The sequence below is a fragment of the Cellulosimicrobium composti genome (assembly GCF_010287905.1).
In the GTDB taxonomy this organism is placed as follows: Bacteria; Actinomycetota; Actinomycetes; order Actinomycetales; family Cellulomonadaceae; genus Cellulosimicrobium; species Cellulosimicrobium composti.
On the sequence record NZ_JAAFAN010000001.1, the window covers coordinates 43,790 to 64,053 of the forward strand.

Genomic DNA, 20,264 nt, shown 5'->3' on the forward strand with positions numbered 1-20,264 from the left:
AGGTCGCGCGCGTCGCGGGCGCGGGGCGGGCGCGGCGCGGGCGCGCGTCAGGGTGCGTCGCCCAGGTCGTGCCGGGAGGTGATCTGCAGCTTGGCGAACACCTTCGCGAGGTGGTACTCCACGGTGCGGGGGCTGAGGAACATGCGGGCCGCGATCTCGCCGTTGGTCAGCCCCTGGCCCGCGAGCCGCGCGACGCGGGCCTCCTGCGGGGTCAGCACGCTCGAGGGCCGTGGCCCGGGGGCCTCGGTCCGCACTCCCGCGGCCGCGGCCTCGCGCGCCGCCCGGAGCGCGAAGCCCGTCGCGCCCATGGCGTCGAAGAGCTCGTGGGCCTCGCCGAGCCGCGTTCGCGCCTCGCCCAGACGCCGCCGGCGCCGCAGCCACTCGCCGTACAGGAGGCACGCGCGGGCGTAGTCGAGGCGGGACCGCGCGCGGCCGAGCCGGTCGACGGCCTCGGCGAAGTGCTCCTCGGCGCCGGCGCCGGCCACGAGCGCGCGCGACCGGGCGAGCACGCCGAGCACCCAGTCCGTCCTGCTCGACCCGGCGACGTCGGCGAGCGCCTCGAGCCCCGCGGCGGCGTCGGCGTCGTCGCGCACGCGGCTCGCGGCCTCGACGCGCTCGACGAGCGTCCACGCGCTCGTCGCGTGGAGCGGGTGGTGGAGGGCGTCCGCCCGCGCGGCCCACAGGTGCGCCGCCTCGTAGCGCCCGAGGCCGTTGTTGAGCAGGGCCGCCGCCCAGTGCGCCATCGCGACGCCCGTGCCGTCGACCCGGCGCACGGCGTCGGGGATGGACTCGACGAGGAGTGCGTCGACGTCGGCCTCGCGCCCCTGGACGGCCGCGGTGCCGAGCGCGACGTAGGGGCTGACGAGGCCGCCGGTGGCGGAGACGATCGTGTCGAGCTCGTTCACGACCTCGGTCGCGTCCGCGAGCCGGCCCTGGAAGATCCGGACGAACGCGAGCGAGCTGAGCCCCGTCGGCAGCTCGCTGAAGTCCCCGGCCGCGCGCGTGAGGTCGACGAGGCGCCTCGAGACCCCCTCCCAGCCCTCGAGGTCCCACGCGGCGGCCGCCCCGACGCTCGCGAGCCAGAGCGCGGGTGCCGACACGGGCTCGTCCGACGCCGCGAGGGACGCGACCGTCCGGCGCAGCGCGCCCCACGCGTGGACGCCGCCGTCGAGGACGACGCGCGCGAGCGCGTCGAGCAGCCGGTCCGCCGGGGCCCCGGTCCGCTCGACGGGCGCCGCGCGCCAGGCCGCGGCGACCGTCTCGATCGCGTCGCCGTCGGCGAGACGGCCGGCGAAGAGCGCGGCCGAGAGCGCCTCGAGGTAGGCGTCGCGCGACGCGGCGCCGTCGACGGGTGCGAGCTGCCGCGCGGCCTCCAGGAGCAGCGGCACCGCGGCGCCGCCGCGCTCGCGCGCGAACGCGACCCGCGCCTCGGTGAGCGTCGCGCGCGCCCGGACCGTGCGGGGTGCGCCCGCGCGCCGCGCCGCCGCGAGGTCGGCGGTCGCGGCGTCGTACTGCCCGGCCGCGAGATCGGCCTCGGCCTGGAGGACGGACCACGCGGCGCGGTCCTCGGGGCGGTCGGTCAGCTCGACGGCGCGGCGCAGGAGCGCGGCGGCGGCGGCCGGGTCGCCGCGTGCGAGCGCGCGCCCCGCGGCGCGCGCGAGGTCCTCGGCCACGGGGTGGTCGGCGACGCCGTCGCACGCGCGACCGCGGTGCCACGCGAGGAGGTCGGGATCGGCCCCGTCGGCGCGCTCGGCGAGCGAGTCGGCCAGGGCGCGGTGCGCCGCCCGCACGGCCTCGGGCGGCGCCGACCGGTAGACGGCGGAGCGCACCAGCGGGTGCCGGAACCGCAGCGGGGCGCCCGGGTCGAGGAGCCCGGCCTCGGCAGCCGGGCCGGCTGCGCTGTCGTCGAGCCCGAGGACGCCCGCGGCGGCCCGGACGGCGCCCGCGTCGGCGAACGGCTCCGCGGCGGCGACGAGCAGGAGGCGCCGCGTCGGGGCGGGGAGCGTGTCCACGAGGCGGCGGAAGTGCTCCTCGAGCTCGCTCGGACGGCCCGACAGGGCGGGCGTCACGATCCCCGTGGTGATCTCCGCGCGCTGCATCACGCGCACCGCCTCGACGATCGCGAGCGGGTTGCCGCCCGCCTCGTCCAGCACGCGGTCGCGCACGCGCGGGTCGATCGGGCCCGGGACCCGTGACAGCAGGAGCCGCGTCGCGGCCTCGCGCCCGAGCGCGGGGACCTCCAGGCGCGGGACGTCGCGCAGGTGCGGGAGGTCCGCGGGGGAGCGGGCCGCGAGCACGAGGGCCACCGGCTCCGCCTCGAGCCGGCGCGCGACGAACCCCAGGGCCAGGGCGGTGCTCTCGTCGAGCCACTGGGCGTCGTCGACCACGCAGACGACCGGGCCCGCGTCCGACGCCGCGGCGAGCAGGCCCAGGGTGGCGAGGGCGACGAGGAACCTCGGCGGGGCGGGACCGTCGCGCAGGCCGAACGTGACGTCGAGAGCCTGGCGCTGCGGGACGGGCAGCGCGGGCACGGAGCCGAGGAGCGGCCGGACGAGGCGGTGGAGCCCGGCGTACGCGAGCTCGACCTCGGACTGGATGCCGCTCACGGTCAGCACCTGCACGCCGTCCGCGCGCTCGACCAGGTGGTCGAGCAGCGTCGTCTTCCCGACACCCGCGGCTCCCTCGAGCAGGAGTGTCGAGCACCGTCCTTCACGGACCCGTCCGAGGACCTCGTCGAGCCGGGCCCTCTCCGCGTGCCGGGCTAGCACCGGTCCAGGCTACTGCAGCGGGGTCCGCGCGTCCCGGGCTCCTCCCGGGGGCCTCGCGACCACCGCGCGCGGTCCGGGCGGCGCGGCCTCACGCCGCCGGGGTGCGCGCGACGACGAGCAACCCGCGCCCCACGAGCGCGTACCCGGTGGCGAGCGCACCGAGGACGGCGCCGAGGCAGACCACCGGGACCGCCGCCGTCGGCCAGGACGCCCCGGCCACGCCGGCGCCCGCGGCGACGACGGCGCCCGGGAGCACCCACACGGCGACCCAGCGCGGTGCGTAACGGGCGCGCAGCGCCGTCGCGCCCTGCGCGAGCAGCACGAGCACGAACCCGGCGCCGAGACAGGCGGCGGTGGCCGTGCCCGACGGCCGCACCTCCGCCGCCTCGATCGCCGACCGGAAGCCCACGGCGACGAGCACGAGCCCGACGAGGAGCAGGAGGTGCGCGCCGACGACGACGTCGCGCACGAACCCTCCCGTGGTGCGGGACGGGTCGCGCCGCAGCGCCGGGACGCGCGCCCCGAGGTCGAAGTACAGCGCCCACACGGCGCACGTCGCGACGAACGCGACCGCGGCGACCCACCACGCGGCCGGGGGGCTCGCGACGGTGACGCTGAGGAAGAGCTCGATGATCGAGTCCCCGAGCAGGACGAGCACGAAGAGCTCGGCGCGCTCCGTGAGGTGGTCCCCGCGGTACGCGTACCGCGGCAGGCCCTGGACGAGGAGCACCGTCTCCACGCCGACGAGCACCGCCCACGCGACGTAGACCGCCGGCGGCGGCAGCAGGACGCTCGCGAGCCAGCCGACGGCCAGGCCCGGGCCGAAGAGCGTCGGCGTCGCCCACGTCTCGCGCCACGCGCCCGCGGGTCTGGAGGCGGCGACCCGGCGCCACAGGGGCCACAGCGCGACGCGCGCGACCGCGTACCCGAGGGCGAAGAGCCCGGGCGTCCACGGCTGCGACGGCGCGAGCGAGATCGCGACGACCCCGACCCCTGCCATTGAGGCCAGCGTCAGGACGACCTCCGCCCCGCTCCGCGCGGGGGCCATGTTCATGAGGAACGTCTGGTTGAGCCAGCACATCCACACGAGCACCGCGAGGGCGGCGACCGCGACGTACGCCAGGGCGTCGGCCCCGCCCTCCAGGCGCCGCGCGAGCTGCTGCACGACGACCACGAACACGAGGTCGTAGAACAGCTCGAGCGGGCGGACGCTGCGGCCCTCGGGGGCTCGGCGAGCCGCCATGGCGGTCCTCCTGGGGCCGCGGCTCTCACCGCAGCGGGACGATCCCCTGCGTCCCCCGGGGGAAGCTCGCGACGACGTCCTCGGGGATGTTGAGGTGCTGCGCGACGAGCCGCGGCGGCAGGTGCGCGAGCCAGTTGGCGAGCGACACCTCCTCGTAGCGGTCGCTGCGGAACGTCTCGAGGTAGACGAGGTCCTCGTCGCCGGTGTTCTCGACGTAGTGGCCGAGGTTGCGCCGCACGAGCCCGACGTCGCCCGCGTGGAAGTCCGTCGTCGTCGCGTGGGGCCCCGTGTTGAAGACCGTCATCCGGCCGCTGCCCCGGAGGAAGTACTGCCACTCGTCGGCGTTGGGGTGCCAGTGCAGCTCGCGCATCGACCCGGGCCGGACCGTGGCGAGGGCGGCCGCGACCGTGCGCGAGACGGGGAAGCTCCGGCTGTCCGCGACCTGGATCCGGCCGCCGCTGTTCTCGTAGACCGGCTGGGAGCGCGAGAGGCGGAAGATGACGGGCTCGGTCGCGCCCCACTCGACGCCGGCCGCCCGCTGGTCGTCCTCGAGCGGCCCGGGCACCTCGCCGGGGAAGATCCAGAGGTTGTGCAGCGGGACGTCCCGGAACACCTCCTGGGAGACGCCGAAGTTCTTCGCGAGCACCTCCGGCGGGGTGTGCGCGACCCAGTCGGTGAGCAGGAGCGTGTTGCTCTCGGACTGCTCGCCGTCGTCGAACGCCAGCACGAACTCCGCGCCGTCCGGGCCGAGCCCCTGCAGCGAGTGGGGGAGCCCGGCGGGGAAGAACCACAGGTCCCCCTCCGACACGTCCTCGACGCTGGGCAGCCCGGCGCTCGACAGCGTCGTGATCCGGCAGTCCCCCCGGGTCATGAGCGCCCACTCCGCGGTCTGGTGCCAGTGCAGCTCGCGGATGCCGCCCGCCTCGAGGTACATGTTCACGCCGGCGATCTCGTCGGAGATCGCGAAGTCCTGCTGGGTGACCTCCCGGGCCCAGCCCCCCGCCTGGATGCGGCGCGGCGAGACGTTGAAGGACGACCAGAAGAACGGCTGCGTGCTGACGTCCGTCGCCGGCGGGTCCATCTGGTTCGGGAACTGGCTCTCGATCACCGGGTTGCGGGGCCCGGTCATCGCGGTGCTCGCCGGCTCCCGGACCGTGTTGACCGAACCCTCGGGCGGCAGGTCGGGGTTGCCGAGCTCGGGCGTCTCGTGGTGCGGGGCCGTGGCGTTCGAATCCATGGTGCTCTCCAGACGGGTCCCTCGGTGCGCGACGGTGGTCCGTCGGGCGCTCGTGGTCCGAGCGAACACCACGGCGGCGCCGCGGGGGAGCGACGAATGACTCGACCGTGCGCCCGCGGACGCGCTCCGGCCGGGTCGAGTCGTCTGACGGATCCTCGGTCCGCGGGCCCGTGCCCACAGTGGGCGGACCAGGCAGGCCGCAGGGCCGGCCGTCCGTCGCACCAGGAGGACGTCATGCCGTACATCACCACGACCGACGGGACCGAGATCTACTACACCGACCAGGGCCAGGGGCAGCCGGTCGTGTTCAGCCACGGCTGGCCGCTCAGCTCGGACGCGTGGCAGGTCGAGCTCAAGGTGTTCGCCGACGCCGGGTTCCGCACGATCGCGCACGACCGCCGCGGGCACGGCCGGTCGTCGAAGACGTACACGGGCAACGACATGGACACCTACGCCCGCGACCTCGCCGCGGTCGTCGAGGCCCTCGACCTGCGCGACGTCGTGCTCGTGGGCCACTCGACCGGGGGCGGGGAGGTCGTCCGGTACGCCGCGCAGCACGGCCGGGGCAGAGTCGCCAAGGTCGTCACCGTCGGCGCCGTCCCGCCGATCATGGTCCGGACGGACTTCAACCCGGAGGGCACGCCGGTCGAGGCGTTCGACGAGATCCGCGCGGGCGTGCTCCACGACGCCCCGCAGTACTTCCGCGACCTGGCGGAGCCGTTCTACGGCGCGAACCGCGAGGGCTCGTCCGTCTCGCAGGGGACCAAGGACGAGTTCTGGCGCCAGAGCATGCTCGTCAACCTCGCCGCGGCGTACGACTGCGTCAGGGCGTTCAGCGAGACCGACCAGCGCGAGGACCTCCGCTCCATCGACGTCCCCATGCTCATCGCGCAGGGCGACGACGACCAGATCGTGCCGATCGCGGACGCCGCGCTCAAGGCGATCGAGCTCGTCCAGGACGGCACGCTCAAGGTCTACCCGGGGGCCCCGCACGGGATCCACGGCAGCTACCGGGAAGCCCTCCACAAGGACGTCCTCGACTTCATCTCGTAGCGGCCGGCACGGCCCCGCGGCGGGATCGCGGGGCCGTGCACGGTCTGCCCCACCGGCAGCCGAGGGGGAGCGATGTGCACGCACGACCAGACCGCCCCGCGCGGACGCCCGGCCGGGCCGCCGGCCCCCGCGCGACCCGGCGCTCCCGCGGTCCGCGACGTCCTGGTCGTGGCCGCCGGCGGGGCGCTCGGGACCACGCTGCGGCTCGGCGTCGCGCGGGTCCTGCCGGACGCCGGGCCGCTGCCCGTCGCCGTCGTCGTGACCAACCTCACCGGCGCGTTCGCCCTGGGGTGGCTGCTCGCGGTCCTCGCGGGGCGAGCGGGCACGCCGCGTGCGCGCGCGGCGCGGCTCGGTCTGGGCACCGGCGTCCTCGGCGGCTACACGACGTACAGCGCGTTCGCCGTCGGCACCGACGGGCTCCTCACCGGGACGGCGCCGCTCGCGGGTCTCGCGCTCTCGATCGCCACCGTCCCCGCCGGGGTCCTGGCGGCGCGGGCCGGCGCGACCCTCGCGCGCTCGGACCGGGGAGGGACGCCGTGACCGGGGTGACGCTCGCCACGGTCGTCGCGGGTGGGCTCGGCGCGGCCCTGCGGTTCCTCGTGGACGGGTGGGTCGAGCGCGCCGTCCGCGCACCCGTCCCGCTCGGGACGGTCGTCGTCAACGTCACGGGGTCGTTCGCCCTTGGCCTCGCGACGGCGGCCCTCGCCGGCGCCCCGACGGCGGCCGCCCGCGCCGTGCTCGGGGCGGGGCTGCTCGCCGGGTACACGACGTTCAGCACGGCGAGCACGCAGAACGCCGACCTGCTCGCGCACGGGCGCCCGCTCGCCGCGCTCGCGTACGGGGGCGCGACGTACGACGTACGCCGGCGCCCTCCTCGCGGCGGCCGCGGGCCTGTGGGCGGGATCGGTGCTGCGGTGAGCGCGTCCGCGAGCCCCGCCCCGGCGCGCCCGCGCCGCGCCGGGCCCTACCCGCTGCTCGAGCGGCCGACGTCGGCGATGCTCCTCGCGCTCGTGTCCGGCGTCCTCGACGCCTGGACGTTCGCCCGGGTCGGCACGTTCGCGACCGTGCAGTCCGGCAACGTCGTCATGCTCGGCTTCTTCGGGGTCCAGGGGGACGCGGAGCGGGCGCTGCGGGCGCTGGCCGCCGTCCTCGCCTTCGGCCTCGGCGCGGGTCTGTGCGCGGTCGCCGTGGCGCTCGTCCTGGCCCGGGGGCGCGCGTACTCCCCGTGGGTGCTGCTGGTCGAGGCGCTGGCCCTCGTCGTGTGCGCCGTGCTCGTCGCCGCCCGTCCGGCCCTCGCGGCCGGGGTCGTGCTCGCGGTGAGCCTCCTCGCGGGCGTCCAGGGCAACGCCTTCCACCGGGACCACGGCATGCTGTACGGCAACACCGCGGTGACGTTCGTGGTGCAGACGACGTTCAGCCTCCTGGGGCGGGCGGTCGTGCGGCGCCGGGTCGACGACGGCGACCCGCACGTGCGCATCGCGGCCGTCTTCGGGCTCGTGCTCGTCGCGTTCGCGGACGGGGGAGCGGCGGGGTTCGTCCTGGAGTCCGTGTGGTCCCCGGCGCCGCTGCTCGCGGCGGCCGTCGTCGTCCTCGGGCTCGGGCTCGCCGCCGCGCGCGCCCGCGGGCCCGTCGACCCCGAGCAGACCGCGCCGACCCCCTGACCTCGGCGGACCGGGCTCACGACACAACGACGGAGCGGGCCCAGGTTTCCCTGGACCCGCTCCGTCGTCGCTGTCTCAACGAGTGTCCGGAGGGGGACTTGAACCCCCACGCCCGATAAAGGGCACTAGCACCTCAAGCTAGCGCGTCTGCCATTCCGCCACCCGGACGAGTGGACCTTCCCGGCGTTTCCGCCGTTCCGGTGCGGGGAAAAACATAGCACGGTTCGGGCGTGGTCCTCACATCGCGTCCGGCCACCCCACCACCGCGCGGACCCACCGGGCCCGGGACGCGGGGCGCCCGGCGCGAGGGGACGACCTGGGGCACACTGGGCGGGTGGTGGCCACGACCGGACGGAGGCACGCGTGACGGAGGACCAGCGCCCGGCGGCAGCGACCGGCACCCCCCGGCCCGGGTCCGGGTCGGACCGTGCGGCGGCGTCGGTCAAGCACCTCGCGGGAGCGTCGAGCGCGGCGCGCAAGGTCGCCGGGGCGCGGCGCAACCCGTCGGTCGTCGGGTACGACGACACGGTCCCGTCGTGGCTGCGGACGGCGGCGGGCTGGTCCTGGCGCCTGCTCCTCATCGTCGCGGCCGTCGCCCTGATCTTCTTCGCGACGGCGCAGGTGCAGCTCGTCTTCGTCGCGGTCTTCCTCGCGCTGGTCATCACCTCGGTCCTGCGCCCGGTCACCGACCTCTACGCGAAGGTCATGCCGCGCGGCCTGGCGACGGCGCTGGCGATCCTCTCGGCCCTGCTGTTCATCGCGGGCCTGCTCACCTACGTCATCACGTCGGTCGCCGGCCAGTGGCAGAGCCTCGCCGACCAGTTCGACCAGGGCATCGAGCAGATCTTCGACTTCCTCGAGAACGGCCCCCTGCCCGTGACGATCACGGCGGACGACGTCAACGAGTGGATCGACAACGGGCGCCAGTGGCTCACGGAGCACGGCGGTGACATCGCGAGCCAGGCCGCCGCGAGCGCGGGGTCGGTGTTCGAGGCGTTCGCCGCGATCGCGCTCGCGATCTTCTGCACGGTGTTCTTCCTCGCGCGCGGCAAGGACATGTGGACGTGGTTCCTCAACCAGCTCCCGGCGCGCTCGCGCGACAGCTGGAAGATCGCGGGCGGCGCGGGCTGGTACACCTTCTCCGGCTACGCGCGCGGCACGGTGATCATCGCGCTCGTCGACGGCATCCTCGCCGGGGTCTTCCTCGCGATCCTCGGCGTGCCGCTCGCGGCGCCGCTCGCGGTGCTCGTCTTCATCGGGGCGTTCATCCCGATCATCGGCGCGCCGCTCGCGATGATCATCGCGGCGATCGTCGCGCTCGCAGCCAAGGGCATCGTCATCGCGCTCGTCGTGACGATCGGGATCGCGCTCATCGGCCAGTTCGAGGGACACGTGCTCCAGCCGCTCGTCATGGGCAAGCAGGTGTCGCTGCACCCGGTCGTCGTGGCGATCGCCGTGACCGCGGGGACGCTGCTCGCCGGCATCCTCGGCGCCGTCGTCTCCGTCCCCCTCGTCGCGGTCGCGTGGTCGGTGTTCTCCAGGCTGCGGCACAAGGACCCCCCGATGGAGGAGGACATCCCGACGGCCAAGGAGATCGCCCTGGGCGACGCCGGGCGCACGGCGGCGGAGGACGCCCCGGCCTGAGCCCGCGCGCCCCCGCGTCAGCGCGGGACGGCGGAGATCTCCGCCGCGAGCCGGACGGACACGTGCACGGTGTCGCCGACGTCCTTGCCCGTGGCGGCGCGCACCGAGCGCAGCAGGGCCAGCAGGTGCGGCCCGTCGTACGCGACGAGCGACGCGCGGTACCGCACGCCGTCCACCTCGGCGACGACGGGGACGCGCCCCCGCGTGCCGAACAGCTCCGCGGCGTCGTACGGGAGCGCGACGAACGCTCCCGTCCGCGTCCCGGCGGCGGTCACGACCGCGTCGAACTCCACCGGCCCCGGGTCCGTCCACGTGGGCATGCCGACGACCGTAGCGGACGGGCCCCGGCGCGGGGAACGGGCCTGGGCCGCCGGTCTCAGGCGCTGGGACGGCGCCGCACGAGCGTCACCACGACGGCCGCGACGGCGAGCACCGCGGGCGCGACGAGCGACGCCCCGGCGAGGACGAGCAGCACGGCGGTGAGCGCGGTCGCGACGGCCGCGAGGCGCCGGCCCGCGGTGCGGCGGGGGAGCAGGCGCAGGGCGGCGACCATGCCGAGCGCGTAGACCGCGACCATGCAGCTCGTGTGCACGCGCACGAACGGCTCGAGGTCGAGCCCGGTGGTGACGAGCACGCCGAGGTAGGCCGCGGTGAGCGCGAGCGTCAGGGCGAGCGCGCGGCGCGGCACGCCCGCACGCCCGGAGAGCGCGGCGAGCGGCCGCGGCAGGTCGCCGTCGCGCGCGAGCGCCTGGCCGAGGTTCGCGAACGCCGCGAGGTACGCGGTGAGCACGCCCGACGTGACGACCGCCGCGACCACGCCCACGACCACCGGTCCCGCCGCGGGTGCGCCCGTGCGCGCGAGGTCGAGCAGCGCGACGGTCCCCGTGCCGGCGCCCGTGCCGAGCACGCCGACCGTCGTGACCTGCAGCGCGAGGTAGGCCACCCCCACGACGACGAGCGCGACCGCCGTCGCGGCGGGGATCGTGCGGCGCGGGTCGCGGAAGTCGGCCGAGACGTGCGTGCCCACCTCCCAGCCCGCGAACGCCCACACGAACAGGCTCACGGCGGAGCCGACGCCGGACCAGCCCTCGCTGAGGAACGGCGTGAAGCGCTCGGCGCTCGCGGCCGGCGCCGCGACGGCGACGACCACGACGACCGCCGCCAGCAGGAGCGACGTGAGGCCCAGCTGGACGGCGCCCGCGACGCGCACGCCCAGCCACACGGCGACGGCGGGCACGACGACGAGCGCCACCGCCACGACCGGCACCGCCGCCCGGTCCGCGCCCACGACGGCGACCACGTACTCGGCGCCGAGCACCGCCACGACGGGCGCCCCCACGCACACGCCGAGGTAGAACCAGTAGCCCGTCGCGCGGGCCGCCGTCGGGCCGAGCGCCGTGCGCACCGCGCTCGCGACGCCGCCGCGGTCCGGGTGCCGGGCCGCGAGCGCCGCGAACGTGCCCGCGAGAGGCACGCTCGCGAGGAGGACGAGCGCCACGGCGAGCACGGACGCGGGCCCGGCGACGCGCGTCGCGAGGCCGGGCAGCGCGAGCACGCCCGTGCCGAGCACGCTCGCGACGTAGAGCGCGCTGCCGCGCGCGATCCCGAGCGTGCCGGACGGCGCACGGCCGAGCCCGGGAGCGGGACCGGCGAGGGCGCCGGACGGCGGGGCGGGAGGCGCCGTGCCGGGGGCCGGGGGAGGCGTCGTCGTGTCCACGCTGCCACCCTCGCGACGGCGGCACGGGCGGACGAGTGGCAGGGACGCCACCTGTGCACAAGATCCTGCCACCCTGCGCGGCGCGACGGCCTGCGGCCACACTGGACCATGAGGATCGGCATACCCACCGAGGTCAAGAACCACGAGGACCGCGTCGCGCTCACCCCCGCCGGCGCTCACCACCTCGTGCGCGCCGGGCACGACGTGCTCGTGCAGTCCGGGGCCGGGACCGGCTCCCACCTGTCGGACGCGGAGTTCGAGAGCGCCGGGGCGCGCGTCGTGCCCACCGCCGAGGAGGTCTGGGGCGAGGCCGAGCTCGTGTGCAAGGTCAAGGAGCCGGTCGCGAGCGAGTACGGCTTCCTGCGCGAGGACCTCCTGCTGTTCGCCTACCTCCACCTCGCCGCCGACGAGGCGTGCACGCGCGCGCTGCTCGACGCGGGCACGACGTCGGTCGCCTACGAGACGGCGCAGGCCGCCGACGGCTCGCTCCCGCTGCTCGCGCCCATGAGCGAGGTCGCCGGGCGCATGGCGACGCAGGTCGGCGCGTGGCTCCTGCAGCGCCCCGCGGGCGGGCGCGGCGTCCTGCTCGGCGGCGTCCCGGGCACCCGCCCGGGACGGGTCGTCGTGCTCGGCGGCGGGACCGCCGGCCGCAACGCCGCCGAGATCGCGGTGGGGATGCGCGCCGAGGTCACGGTCGTCGACCTCTCGCTGCCCGTGCTGCGCGCGGTCGACCAGGAGTTCTCCGGGCACGTCCGCACGGTCGTGTCGAGCGCGTACGCGATCGAGCGCGAGGTGCTCGAGGCCGACCTCGTCGTCGGGGCCGTGCTCGTCGCGGGCGCCCGCGCGCCGCGCCTGGTCGGCGACGACCTCGTCGCCCGCATGCGCCCGGGCGCCGTGCTCGTCGACGTCGCCGTCGACCAGGGCGGGTGCTTCGAGGGGTCGCGGCCCACCACGCACGACGACCCGACGTTCGCCGTGCACGGCACGACGTTCTACTGCGTGGCGAACATGCCCGGCGCGGTGCCGGTGACGAGCACGCTCGCGCTCACCAGCGCGACGCTGCCGTACCTCGCGGCGCTCGCGGACGGCGGGGTCGCGGCCGTGCGCGAGGACCCCGTGCTGCGGTCCGGGGCGTCGACCCGCCGCGGGACGCTGCTCAACGAGGCGGTCGCGGAGGCGCACGACCTGCCGTGGACGCCCGCGCAGGACGCGCTGCGCGGTTGACGGTCGCCCTCTGGCGGGACGTGCCGAGAATCGGGATGACGCGGGGTCGCGGCGCGTGCGAGCCTCGGGGCGTGCTTCCCTTCTCCCTCGACGACGGCCGTGTCCACCTGTCCACCCCCACCCCCGACGACGTCGACGCCATCGCCGCGGCGTGCCAGGACCCGCAGGTCGCGGCCTGGACGGTCGTCCCGTCCCCGTACGCGCGCGCGGACGCGGTGCAGTTCGTCGAGGAGTACGTGGCCCCCGGCTGGGAGCGCGGCGACGTGCTCACGTGGGGCGTGCGCGAGAGCGCCGGGCCGTCGGGCATCCCCGGCCCCGAGGGCCCCGGGCGCCTGCTCGGGATGGTCGGACTGAGCGCGGACGACGCGCCCGCGGGGCACCGGTCGGCCGAGATCGGTTACTGGACCGCCCCGGAGGCGCGCGGCCGCGGCCTCATGACGGCGGCGTGCCGGCTCGTCGTCGACTGGGCGTTCGACCCGGAGGGCGGCGCCCTCGCGCGCCTGTTCTGGCAGGCGTACGTGGGGAACTGGCCGTCGCGGCGCACCGCGTGGCGGCTCGGCTTCCGCGTCGAGGGCACGGTGCGCGGCTACGCGCTCCAGCGCGGCGAGCGCCGCGACTCGTGGCTCGGCACGCTCCTGCCGGACGACCCGCGCGAGCCAAACGAGCCGTGGCCGGCCGACGCCCCGTCGCCGGGCCGCGCCGCCTGACGCACGCCCGGTCGGCCGCGGACGCCCGAGGACGCGCGGCCGACCGGGAGCGTCCGGTGCCTGCGAATCCGTTTCCGTCGTGCGCGGCCGCGGGGTCAAGATGGGGTCCATGACCTCCGAGCCCACGACGCGCACCGACGCGCCCGCGCCCACCCCCGTGCCGGCCGGCGCCACGACCCTCGCCGACCTCGACCCCGCCAACCCCTTCGCGGCGCCGTCCGCGCTGCCGTACGAACTGCCCGACTACGACGCGATCCGCGAGGAGCACTACCTCCCCGCGCTGCGCGCGGCGACCGCGGCCCAGCGTGCGGCGGTCGAGGCGATCGCGACGGACGACGCGCCCCCGACCGAGGACAACCTGCTCGCGGCGCTGGAGCGCTCGGGCCGTGACCTGGCGCGCGTGCTCAACGCGTTCTACAACCAGCTCTCGGCGGACGCGACGCCGGGCCTGGAGCAGATCGAGGAGGAGTTCGCCCCGGAGCTCGCGGCGCACCACGACGCGATCTACATGGACGCGCGCCTGTACGCGCGCGCCCGCGCGCTCCAGGACGCCGTGGACGCGGGCGAGCAGACGCTCGAGCCCGACGCCGCGTGGCTGCTGCACACGCTGCTCGTCCGGTTCCGGCGCTCGGGCGTCGAGCTCGACGCCGCGCAGCAGGAGCGCCTGCGCGAGCTCAACGGGCGGCTCACGACGCTGGAGGCCGCGTTCGGCCGCGCGCTGCTCGCGGGCGCGAACGCGGCGAGCGTGCTCGTCACGGACCGTGCCGAGCTCGAAGGGCTGCCCGAGGACGCCGTCGCGGGCGCGGCGGCCGCCGCCGCGGCGCGCGGCCACGAGGGCGCGTGGCTCCTGGAGATGCAGCTGCCCACCCAGCAGGGGGTCCTCGCCGCGCTCGCGCGCCGGGACGTGCGCGAGCGCGTCCAGCAGGCGTCGGAGTCGCGCGGCGCGACCGGCGACGACCACGACACGCGCGAGATCGTGCTGGAGACGGTGCGCCTGCGCGCCGAGCGCGCGCGCCTGCTCGGTTACGAGCACCACGCCGCGTACGTGGCGGAGGACGCGACGGCGAAGACGACGGAGGCCGTGAACGCGATGCTGTCGCGCCTCGCGCCCGCCGCGGTCGCGAACGCGCGCCGGGAGGCTGCGGACCTCGAGGCCGCGCTCCAGGCGGACGAGCCGGGGGCGACGCTGCGGGCGTCCGACTGGTCGTTCTACGCCGAGCGCGTGCGCAAGGACCGCTACGCGCTCGACGACGCGCTCCTGCGCCCGTACCTGGAGCTCGAGCGCGTCGTGCACGACGGCGTGTTCCTCGCCGCGAACCGCCTCTTCGGCATCTCGTTCGCCGAGCGCCACGACCTCGTCGGCTACCACCCGGACGTGCGCGTCTTCGAGGTGTTCGACGCGCAGACGCCGGGCGAGCCCGGCCAGGGCCTCGGGCTGTTCCTCGCCGACTGGTACACGCGCGAGTCCAAGCGCGGCGGGGCGTGGATGAACAACCTCGTCGACCAGAACCACCTGCTCGGGCAGAAGCCGGTCGTGGTGAACAACCTCAACATCGTCAAGCCGCCGGCGGGCCAGCCGACGCTGCTCGTGTGGGACGAGGTCATCACGCTGTTCCACGAGTTCGGGCACGCGCTGCACGGCCTGTTCTCGGACGTGCGGTACCCGTCGCAGTCCGGCACCGAGGTGCCGCGCGACTTCGTCGAGTACCCGTCGCAGGTCAACGAGATGTGGGCGTGGGAGCCGTCGGTCCTGCGCTCGTACGCGGTGCACCACGTCACGGGCGAGCCGATGCCCGCCGAGTGGGTCGACACGATGCTCGCCTCGCGCCAGTTCAACGAGGGCTTCGGCACCACGGAGTACCTCGCCGCGGCGCTGCTCGACCAGGCGTGGCACCAGGTCGGCCCGGACGAGGTGCCGGCGTCCGCGAAGGACGTCGTGCCGTTCGAGGCCGCCGCGCTCGACGCCGCGGGCGTCGCGTTCGCGCCCGTGCCGCCGCGCTACCGCACCACCTACTACAACCACGTGTTCGGCGGCGGGTACTCGGCCGGGTACTACTCGTACATCTGGTCGGAGGTGCTCGACGCCGACACGGTCGAGTGGTACCGCGAGAACGGCGGGCTGTCGCGCGAGAACGGCGAGCGCTTCCGCCGCGTGCTGCTCGCCCGGGGCGGCTCGCAGGACCCGCTGGCCTCGTTCCGGGAGCTGCGCGGCCGCGACGCCGACATCGCGCCCCTCCTCGCGCGCCGCGGGCTCGACGCCTGACGCGGTCCCGGCGCCCCGGACCTACCCGGGCGGGGCGCCCGGGCGGACCAGGCCGGTCTCGTACGCCACGACGACGAGACCGGCCCGGTCGCGCACCCCGAGCTTGGCGAGGACGCGGCCCACGTGCGTGCGCGCCGTCGCGGGGCTCATGAACAGCGCCGCGCCGATCTCGTCGTTCGTCAGGCCACGGCCGACGTGCGCGAGCACCTCGCGCTCGCGCTCCGTGAGCCGCTCGGCGACCACGCGGGCGAGGTCCTCGTCGCGGCGCGTCGCGTCCACCGCCTGCGCGACGACGCGCGACGTCACCGCGGGGGAGAGCAGCGCGTCGCCCGCGGCCGCGGTCCGCACCGCCGCGCGCAGCTCGTCCGGGCTCGCGTCCTTGAGCAGGAAGCCGGACGCCCCGGCGCGCAGCGCCGCGAAGAGGTTCGCGTCGTCGTCGAACGTCGTGAGCACGACGACGCGCGGCCCCTCCGCGGGGTCCCCGGGCGGCGTGCCCGGGCCGGGGCGCGCGGCGCCGTCGACCACCTGCCGCGTCGCCTCGACGCCGTCGAGCACCGGCATCTGCAGGTCCATGAGCACGACGTCGGGCCGGACGCGCCGCACGAGCGCGACCCCCTCGCGCCCGTCGGCGGCCTCCCCGACGACCTCGACGTCGTCGGCGCGCTCCAGCAGCGCCCGGATCCCCGTCCGCACGAGCGGCTGGTCGTCGACCAGCACGACCCGGATCACGGCGCGCCCCCGTCGCCGCTGCGCCGGACCGCGCCCGCCGACCCCTCCGGGACGGGCACGCGGGCGCGCAGCCGGAACCCGCCGCCGTCGGGCACGTCGGTCGTCACGGTCCCGCCCAGCACCGCGACGCGCTCGCGCAGCCCCCGCAGCCCGAACCCGTCGCCCGGCGGACCCGCGGCGGCGCGGCCGTCGTCGCGCACCTCGACCGCGAGCGCGTCGCCCGGCGGGTCGAGCGCGACGCGCACGCGCGCCGAGGACGCGCTCGCGTGGCGCAGCACGTTGGTCAGCCCCTCCTGCACGACCCGGTACACCGCCGCACCCGCGGCGCTGCCGTCCGCGGTCCCGGCCGGGAGGTCGACGTCGAGGGTCACGTCGAGCCCGGCCGCCCGGGCCGTGCGCGCGAGGTCGTCGAGCCGGTCGATGCGGGCCTGGTCCGCGACGCCCGCCGGGGCGCCGGCGCCGCGCAGAGCGCGCACCGTGGCGCGCAGGTCCGTGAGCGCGGCCGTGGTCGAGGCCCGCACCTGGTCGAGCTCGGCACGCGCGGTCGCGAGCGCCACGTCGTCGCGCGTGCTCACGGCGTCGTCGAGCGCCTCGCGCGCCACGTTCGCGTGCAGGGACACGACCGCGAGGTGGTGCCCGACGACGTCGTGCAGGTCGCGCGCGACGGCCTCGCGGTCGCGCGCGAGCCGGTCGGCGGCCTCGAGCTCGAGCGTCTGCTCGCGCAGCGCGTCCGCGTGCCGCCGCTGCTCGTCGCGCTGGCGCCGCGCGAACGCGCCGTGCCCGAGCGCGATCGCGGCCGCCATGAGCGCGACGGTCGTCGCGAGCTCGTACCCGAGGACGTACCCCGCGTCGTCGCCCTCGGCGAGCCGGAAGTACGTCGACGCGACGACGAGCGCGGCCGCGACCCCGACGGACCACCAGAGGCGGCCGGCGACGGCCGCCGAGTAGAGCGCGACCGAGACCGGCAGCGCGAGCCCGATGGGCGGCAGGTCGAGCGTGTAGTACGCGCAGATGACGAGCGCTGTCGCGACGAGCACGCCGACGGGGAACCGGCGCCGCCCGAGGACGAGGAGCCCGAGCACGACCGCGATCGGGTAGGCGAGCCACGGGTCGGTGCGGCCACCACCCACGTCGGCGGCGATCGCGAACGCGACGACGTCGAGCACCGCGAAGCCGAGCAGCGCGTCGATCAGCCACGGCGGCGGCGCGGGGCGCGGCGCGCCCGCGGGCGGCGTCGGCGGCAGCTCGGAGGTCGTCACGCCTCCCGAGTCTAGGAACGGGCCTGCGGTCGCGCGTCCGTCCGGAGGCGGCACGACCTCGGGGTCGCGTACGTCCAGACGCGTACCTGAGCCGCGCGCGACGGCGCAGACGGTCGGGCACCGGGCCGGACGCGGCCGTGCGGCCCCGCTCCCTAGCGTCGTGGACATGACCACGAACCCCGTCCCGCCGGACCCGTCCGACCGTCCCGTCCCGCCCGCGTCCCCGTCCGGCGCGCCCGACCCGACCGGTGCGCCGTACCCGACCGGCGCCCCGTACCCGACCGGTGGGCCGCACCCGCCCGACGCCGCGCGCTCGCACGCCGGGGCTCCCGCACCGACCGGCGGACCTGTCCGGCCGGGACCGCCCCCGCCCTCCCCGCCCTCGCCGCGCCTCGCGGACGTCGTCCGCTCGCTCAGCTGGCCGCTCGTCCTCGGGCTCGGGGCGCTCGCGCTCGTGCGCCCGCTCCTGAGCGTCACGGGCGTCGACGACGCGATCGGGCGGCCCGCCGCGCCGCTCCTCGTTACGCTCGTGCTCACCGTGGTCTGGGTCGCCGCGATCGTCGCCGCGCGCCCGGCCCACCCGGTCGCGACGGGCGTCGCCGTCGGCCTGACCTACGCCGTGCTCGCGCTCGTCATCAGCGCCGTGCTGTCGCCGATCCTCACGGGCGAGCTCCAGGGACCCGTCGCCCGGCCCGTGGCGATCCTGCCGATGCTGCTCACCAACGCCGTGTGGGGCGCGCTCGCGGGCCTCGTGGCGCACGGCCTCCTCGCCGCGCGCCGCCGCTGAGCCCGGGAGCACCCCGAGGCGCGGCACGCCGCGCTCAGGGTCCGGTCCGGGCCTGGGTACGCGCCCGCGCGGACGCGCCCGGCCCCTCCCCGTCCCTAGCGTCGACGACGCCCCGCGCACCCGGGGGCGCCGCCGCCCACCCGCCCGCCGACCGCCGTCGTCCACCTGGAGCACATGCCGATGACCGCCCCGTCCACCACCCCGTACCCCGTCACGCCGCCCGCCGGCGGAGAGCCGCCGACCCCGCCGGCCGGTCGGTCCCGTCGTCGCCGCAGCCCGGTCGTCCGTGTGCTCGTCGTGCTCGGGGTCGTCGCCGCGCTGTTCGTCGGCACGGTCGTCACCGTCGTCGCGGTCGCGTGGGCGCGCGCGTCGACCAGCACCGTCGGCGCGGTGGAGTTCACGCGGCCGCTCGCCGTCCCGCCGCTCGCCGAGTCGCGCGTCGAGGACGGCGTGCGCGTGTTCGAGCTCGAGGCGCGTGAGGGCGTGGCCGACCTCGGCGCGTCCGCGCCGACCCCCACCCTCGGGCTGAACGGCGACCACCTGGGCCCCACGCTGCGCGCCGCGCGCGGGGAGCGGGTCCGCGTCGACGTGACGAACGCGCTCGACGAGACCACGACGCTCCACTGGCACGGCATGCATCTGCCGCCCGCGATGGACGGCGGGCCGCACCAGATGGTCGAGCCGGGAGAGACGTGGTCGCCCACGTGGACGATCGACCAGCCCGCCGCGACGCTCTGGTACCACCCGCACCTGCACGGGCAGACCGCGAGCCAGGTGTACCGGGGTCTCGCCGGCATGTTCCTCCTCGACGACCCGGCCGCCGCCGACGGGCCGGCCGGCGACCTGCCGCACGAGTACGGCGTCGACGACGTCCCGCTGATCCTGCAGGACAAGAGCTTCCGGCCCGACGGCCGGCTCGAGGACTCGCCGAGCTTCCTCTCGCCCGTGGGGACGCTCGGCGACACCGTCCTCGTCAACGGCACGCCCGGTCCGTACCTCGACGTCACGACGCAGCGCGTGCGGCTGCGGCTGCTCAACGGGTCCGACTCGCGCGTGTACGACGTCGGGCTCGCCGACGGCTCCTCGGTCCAGCTCGTCGGCACCGACGGCGGGCTCCTGCCCGCCCCGCGCACGGTCGAGAGCGTGCGCCTGTCGCCCGGCGACCGCGCCGAGGTCGTCGTCACCATGACCCCCGGGCAACGCGCCGTCCTGCGCAGCTTCCCGCCCGACCTGGGCGTCAACCCGCTGTTCGAGCGGTTCTCGGGCGGCGACGACACGTTCGACCTGCTCGAGCTGCGGGCGGCGGACGAGCTCGCGCCCAGTCCCGCCGTGCCGGACGCCCTCGGTACCGACCCCGCGGACGTCCTCGACGAGGGCGACGCCGTGCGCACGCGCACGTTCCAGCTCTCCGGCCGGTCCATCAACGGGCGCACGATGGACATGGCGCGCGTCGACGAGGTCGTCACGACGGGCGAGACCGAGGTCTGGGAGGTCACCGGCCTCGACGACACGCCGCACAGCTTCCACGTGCACGACGTCCAGTTCCGCGTCCTCGACGTCGCGGGCCGCCCGCCGGGCCCCGACCTCGCGGGGTGGCAGGACACCGTGTACGTCGAGCCCGGCCACGTCACGCGCCTCCTCGTGCGGTTCGACGCCGCCGAGGGCACGACCGACCCGACGACGCCCTACATGTTCCACTGCCACCTCCTCACCCACGAGGACCAGGGCATGATGGGCCAGCTCGTCGTCGTCGCCCCGGGGGAGCAGGCCCCCGACCGCATCGAGGTGCCCGACGGCGTCGCGCACGACGACGGCGCGCCGGGTGACGGTCGCGACGGGCACGGCGGAGGGGACGGCCACCGCGGAGGGGACGGCCACGACGACGCCGCGCCGGGCGACGGCACCGGCCCCCGCCGCGTCGACCTCGACGGCCACGGCCACTGACCGGCCGAGCATGCGGTTGCCGCCCGAT

The 20,264-nt window shown here is 76.6% G+C and carries 16 protein-coding genes and 1 tRNA gene; 9 read left to right on the forward strand and 8 right to left on the reverse strand.

What is annotated here, in order from left to right; all coding sequences use genetic code 11:
• Positions 1 to 47: 47 nt before the first annotated feature.
• From GYH36_RS20165 to GYH36_RS00200, 3 genes are all read right to left on the reverse strand, one after another.
• Complete coding sequence (locus GYH36_RS20165) at positions 48 to 2,768, reverse strand: helix-turn-helix transcriptional regulator (RefSeq protein WP_162288778.1); 2,721 nt, start codon at positions 2,766 to 2,768, stop codon at positions 48 to 50.
• 88 nt (positions 2,769 to 2,856) lie between these two features.
• Complete coding sequence (locus GYH36_RS00195; protein WP_024840151.1) at positions 2,857 to 4,011, reverse strand: low temperature requirement protein A; 1,155 nt, start codon at positions 4,009 to 4,011, stop codon at positions 2,857 to 2,859.
• A gap of 25 nt (positions 4,012 to 4,036) precedes the next feature.
• On the reverse strand, positions 4,037 to 5,248 hold the full coding sequence (locus GYH36_RS00200) for a cupin domain-containing protein (protein ID WP_024840152.1): 1,212 nt from the start codon (positions 5,246 to 5,248) through the stop codon (positions 4,037 to 4,039).
• Between the two features lie 234 nt (positions 5,249 to 5,482).
• Here GYH36_RS00200 and GYH36_RS00205 point away from each other — a divergent pair, with 234 nt between their 5' ends.
• From GYH36_RS00205 to GYH36_RS00220, 3 genes are all read left to right on the forward strand, one after another.
• Positions 5,483 to 6,301, forward strand: a complete 819-nt coding sequence (locus tag GYH36_RS00205; protein ID WP_024840153.1) for an alpha/beta fold hydrolase — start codon at positions 5,483 to 5,485, stop codon at positions 6,299 to 6,301.
• Between the two features lie 72 nt (positions 6,302 to 6,373).
• Entirely contained in the window at positions 6,374 to 6,841 is a 468-nt protein-coding gene (locus GYH36_RS00210; RefSeq protein WP_162288779.1) for a fluoride efflux transporter FluC, read from the forward strand.
• The gene (locus GYH36_RS00220) at positions 6,838 to 7,962 is read left to right on the forward strand and encodes a DUF1275 family protein (protein WP_312028435.1); all 1,125 of its coding nucleotides are present in this window, start codon (positions 6,838 to 6,840) and stop codon (positions 7,960 to 7,962) included. The genes GYH36_RS00210 and GYH36_RS00220 overlap by 4 nt, the downstream gene beginning before the upstream one ends.
• 83 nt (positions 7,963 to 8,045) lie before the next feature.
• On the opposite strand, the gene GYH36_RS00225 is transcribed toward GYH36_RS00220, so the two are convergent.
• Positions 8,046 to 8,130: transfer RNA gene (locus GYH36_RS00225), tRNA-Leu, on the reverse strand.
• A 195-nt stretch (positions 8,131 to 8,325) separates the two neighbouring features.
• On the opposite strand from GYH36_RS00225, the gene GYH36_RS00230 reads away from it, so the two are divergent.
• A complete protein-coding gene (locus tag GYH36_RS00230) occupies positions 8,326 to 9,606 on the forward strand; it encodes an AI-2E family transporter (protein WP_115942641.1) in 1,281 nt (426 codons plus the stop codon).
• Positions 9,607 to 9,623: 17 nt separating this feature from the next.
• Here the strand turns inward: GYH36_RS00230 and GYH36_RS00235 are convergent, their stop codons facing one another.
• Together GYH36_RS00235 and GYH36_RS00240 are read right to left on the reverse strand one after the other, a co-directional pair.
• The gene (locus GYH36_RS00235) at positions 9,624 to 9,926 is read right to left on the reverse strand and encodes a DUF1905 domain-containing protein (RefSeq protein ID WP_115942640.1); all 303 of its coding nucleotides are present in this window, start codon (positions 9,924 to 9,926) and stop codon (positions 9,624 to 9,626) included.
• Positions 9,927 to 9,982: 56 nt separating this feature from the next.
• Complete coding sequence (locus GYH36_RS00240; RefSeq protein ID WP_162288781.1) at positions 9,983 to 11,323, reverse strand: APC family permease; 1,341 nt, start codon at positions 11,321 to 11,323, stop codon at positions 9,983 to 9,985.
• Positions 11,324 to 11,431: 108 nt separating this feature from the next.
• Here GYH36_RS00240 and ald point away from each other — a divergent pair, with 108 nt between their 5' ends.
• From ald to GYH36_RS00255, 3 genes are all read left to right on the forward strand, one after another.
• Entirely contained in the window at positions 11,432 to 12,547 is a 1,116-nt protein-coding gene (gene ald, locus GYH36_RS00245) for an alanine dehydrogenase (RefSeq protein ID WP_162288782.1), read from the forward strand.
• A 71-nt stretch (positions 12,548 to 12,618) separates the two neighbouring features.
• Positions 12,619 to 13,254: a GNAT family N-acetyltransferase gene (locus GYH36_RS00250; RefSeq protein WP_312028436.1), complete on the forward strand. Its 636-nt coding sequence runs from the start codon at positions 12,619 to 12,621 to the stop codon at positions 13,252 to 13,254.
• A gap of 109 nt (positions 13,255 to 13,363) precedes the next feature.
• Positions 13,364 to 15,517 (forward strand): M3 family metallopeptidase, encoded by a 2,154-nt coding sequence (locus GYH36_RS00255; protein ID WP_162288784.1) that lies wholly within the window; start codon positions 13,364 to 13,366, stop codon positions 15,515 to 15,517.
• A gap of 21 nt (positions 15,518 to 15,538) precedes the next feature.
• Here GYH36_RS00255 and GYH36_RS00260 read toward each other — a convergent pair whose 3' ends face one another.
• Positions 15,539 to 16,246 carry a response regulator gene (locus GYH36_RS00260; protein WP_162288785.1) on the reverse strand — a complete coding sequence of 236 codons (708 nt, stop codon included), beginning with the start codon at positions 16,244 to 16,246 and terminating at the stop codon, positions 15,539 to 15,541.
• Complete coding sequence (locus GYH36_RS20170) at positions 16,243 to 17,505, reverse strand: sensor histidine kinase (RefSeq protein ID WP_024840164.1); 1,263 nt, start codon at positions 17,503 to 17,505, stop codon at positions 16,243 to 16,245. Before GYH36_RS20170 ends, GYH36_RS00260 begins: the two co-directional genes overlap by 4 nt.
• A gap of 166 nt (positions 17,506 to 17,671) precedes the next feature.
• On the opposite strand from GYH36_RS20170, the gene GYH36_RS19155 reads away from it, so the two are divergent.
• Together GYH36_RS19155 and GYH36_RS00275 are read left to right on the forward strand one after the other, a co-directional pair.
• Positions 17,672 to 18,292 (forward strand): hypothetical protein, encoded by a 621-nt coding sequence (locus GYH36_RS19155; protein WP_203231434.1) that lies wholly within the window; start codon positions 17,672 to 17,674, stop codon positions 18,290 to 18,292.
• 180 nt (positions 18,293 to 18,472) lie between these two features.
• Complete coding sequence (locus GYH36_RS00275) at positions 18,473 to 20,236, forward strand: multicopper oxidase family protein (protein ID WP_081772277.1); 1,764 nt, start codon at positions 18,473 to 18,475, stop codon at positions 20,234 to 20,236.
• The last annotated feature ends 28 nt before the right edge of the window (positions 20,237 to 20,264 follow it).

Coding starts and splice junctions, on each gene's coding strand:
- GYH36_RS00200 (WP_024840152.1), bottom strand. CDS start 5,248: ATGGATTCGAACGCCACGGCCCCGCACCACGAGACGCCCGAGCTCGGC.
- GYH36_RS19155 (WP_203231434.1), top strand. CDS start 17,672: ATGACCACGAACCCCGTCCCGCCGGACCCGTCCGACCGTCCCGTCCCG.
- GYH36_RS00275 (WP_081772277.1), top strand. CDS start 18,473: ATGACCGCCCCGTCCACCACCCCGTACCCCGTCACGCCGCCCGCCGGC.
- GYH36_RS00195 (WP_024840151.1), bottom strand. CDS start 4,011: ATGGCGGCTCGCCGAGCCCCCGAGGGCCGCAGCGTCCGCCCGCTCGAG.
- GYH36_RS00255 (WP_162288784.1), top strand. CDS start 13,364: ATGACCTCCGAGCCCACGACGCGCACCGACGCGCCCGCGCCCACCCCC.
- GYH36_RS00210 (WP_162288779.1), top strand. CDS start 6,374: ATGTGCACGCACGACCAGACCGCCCCGCGCGGACGCCCGGCCGGGCCG.
- ald (WP_162288782.1), top strand. CDS start 11,432: ATGAGGATCGGCATACCCACCGAGGTCAAGAACCACGAGGACCGCGTC.
- GYH36_RS00205 (WP_024840153.1), top strand. CDS start 5,483: ATGCCGTACATCACCACGACCGACGGGACCGAGATCTACTACACCGAC.
- GYH36_RS00235 (WP_115942640.1), bottom strand. CDS start 9,926: ATGCCCACGTGGACGGACCCGGGGCCGGTGGAGTTCGACGCGGTCGTG.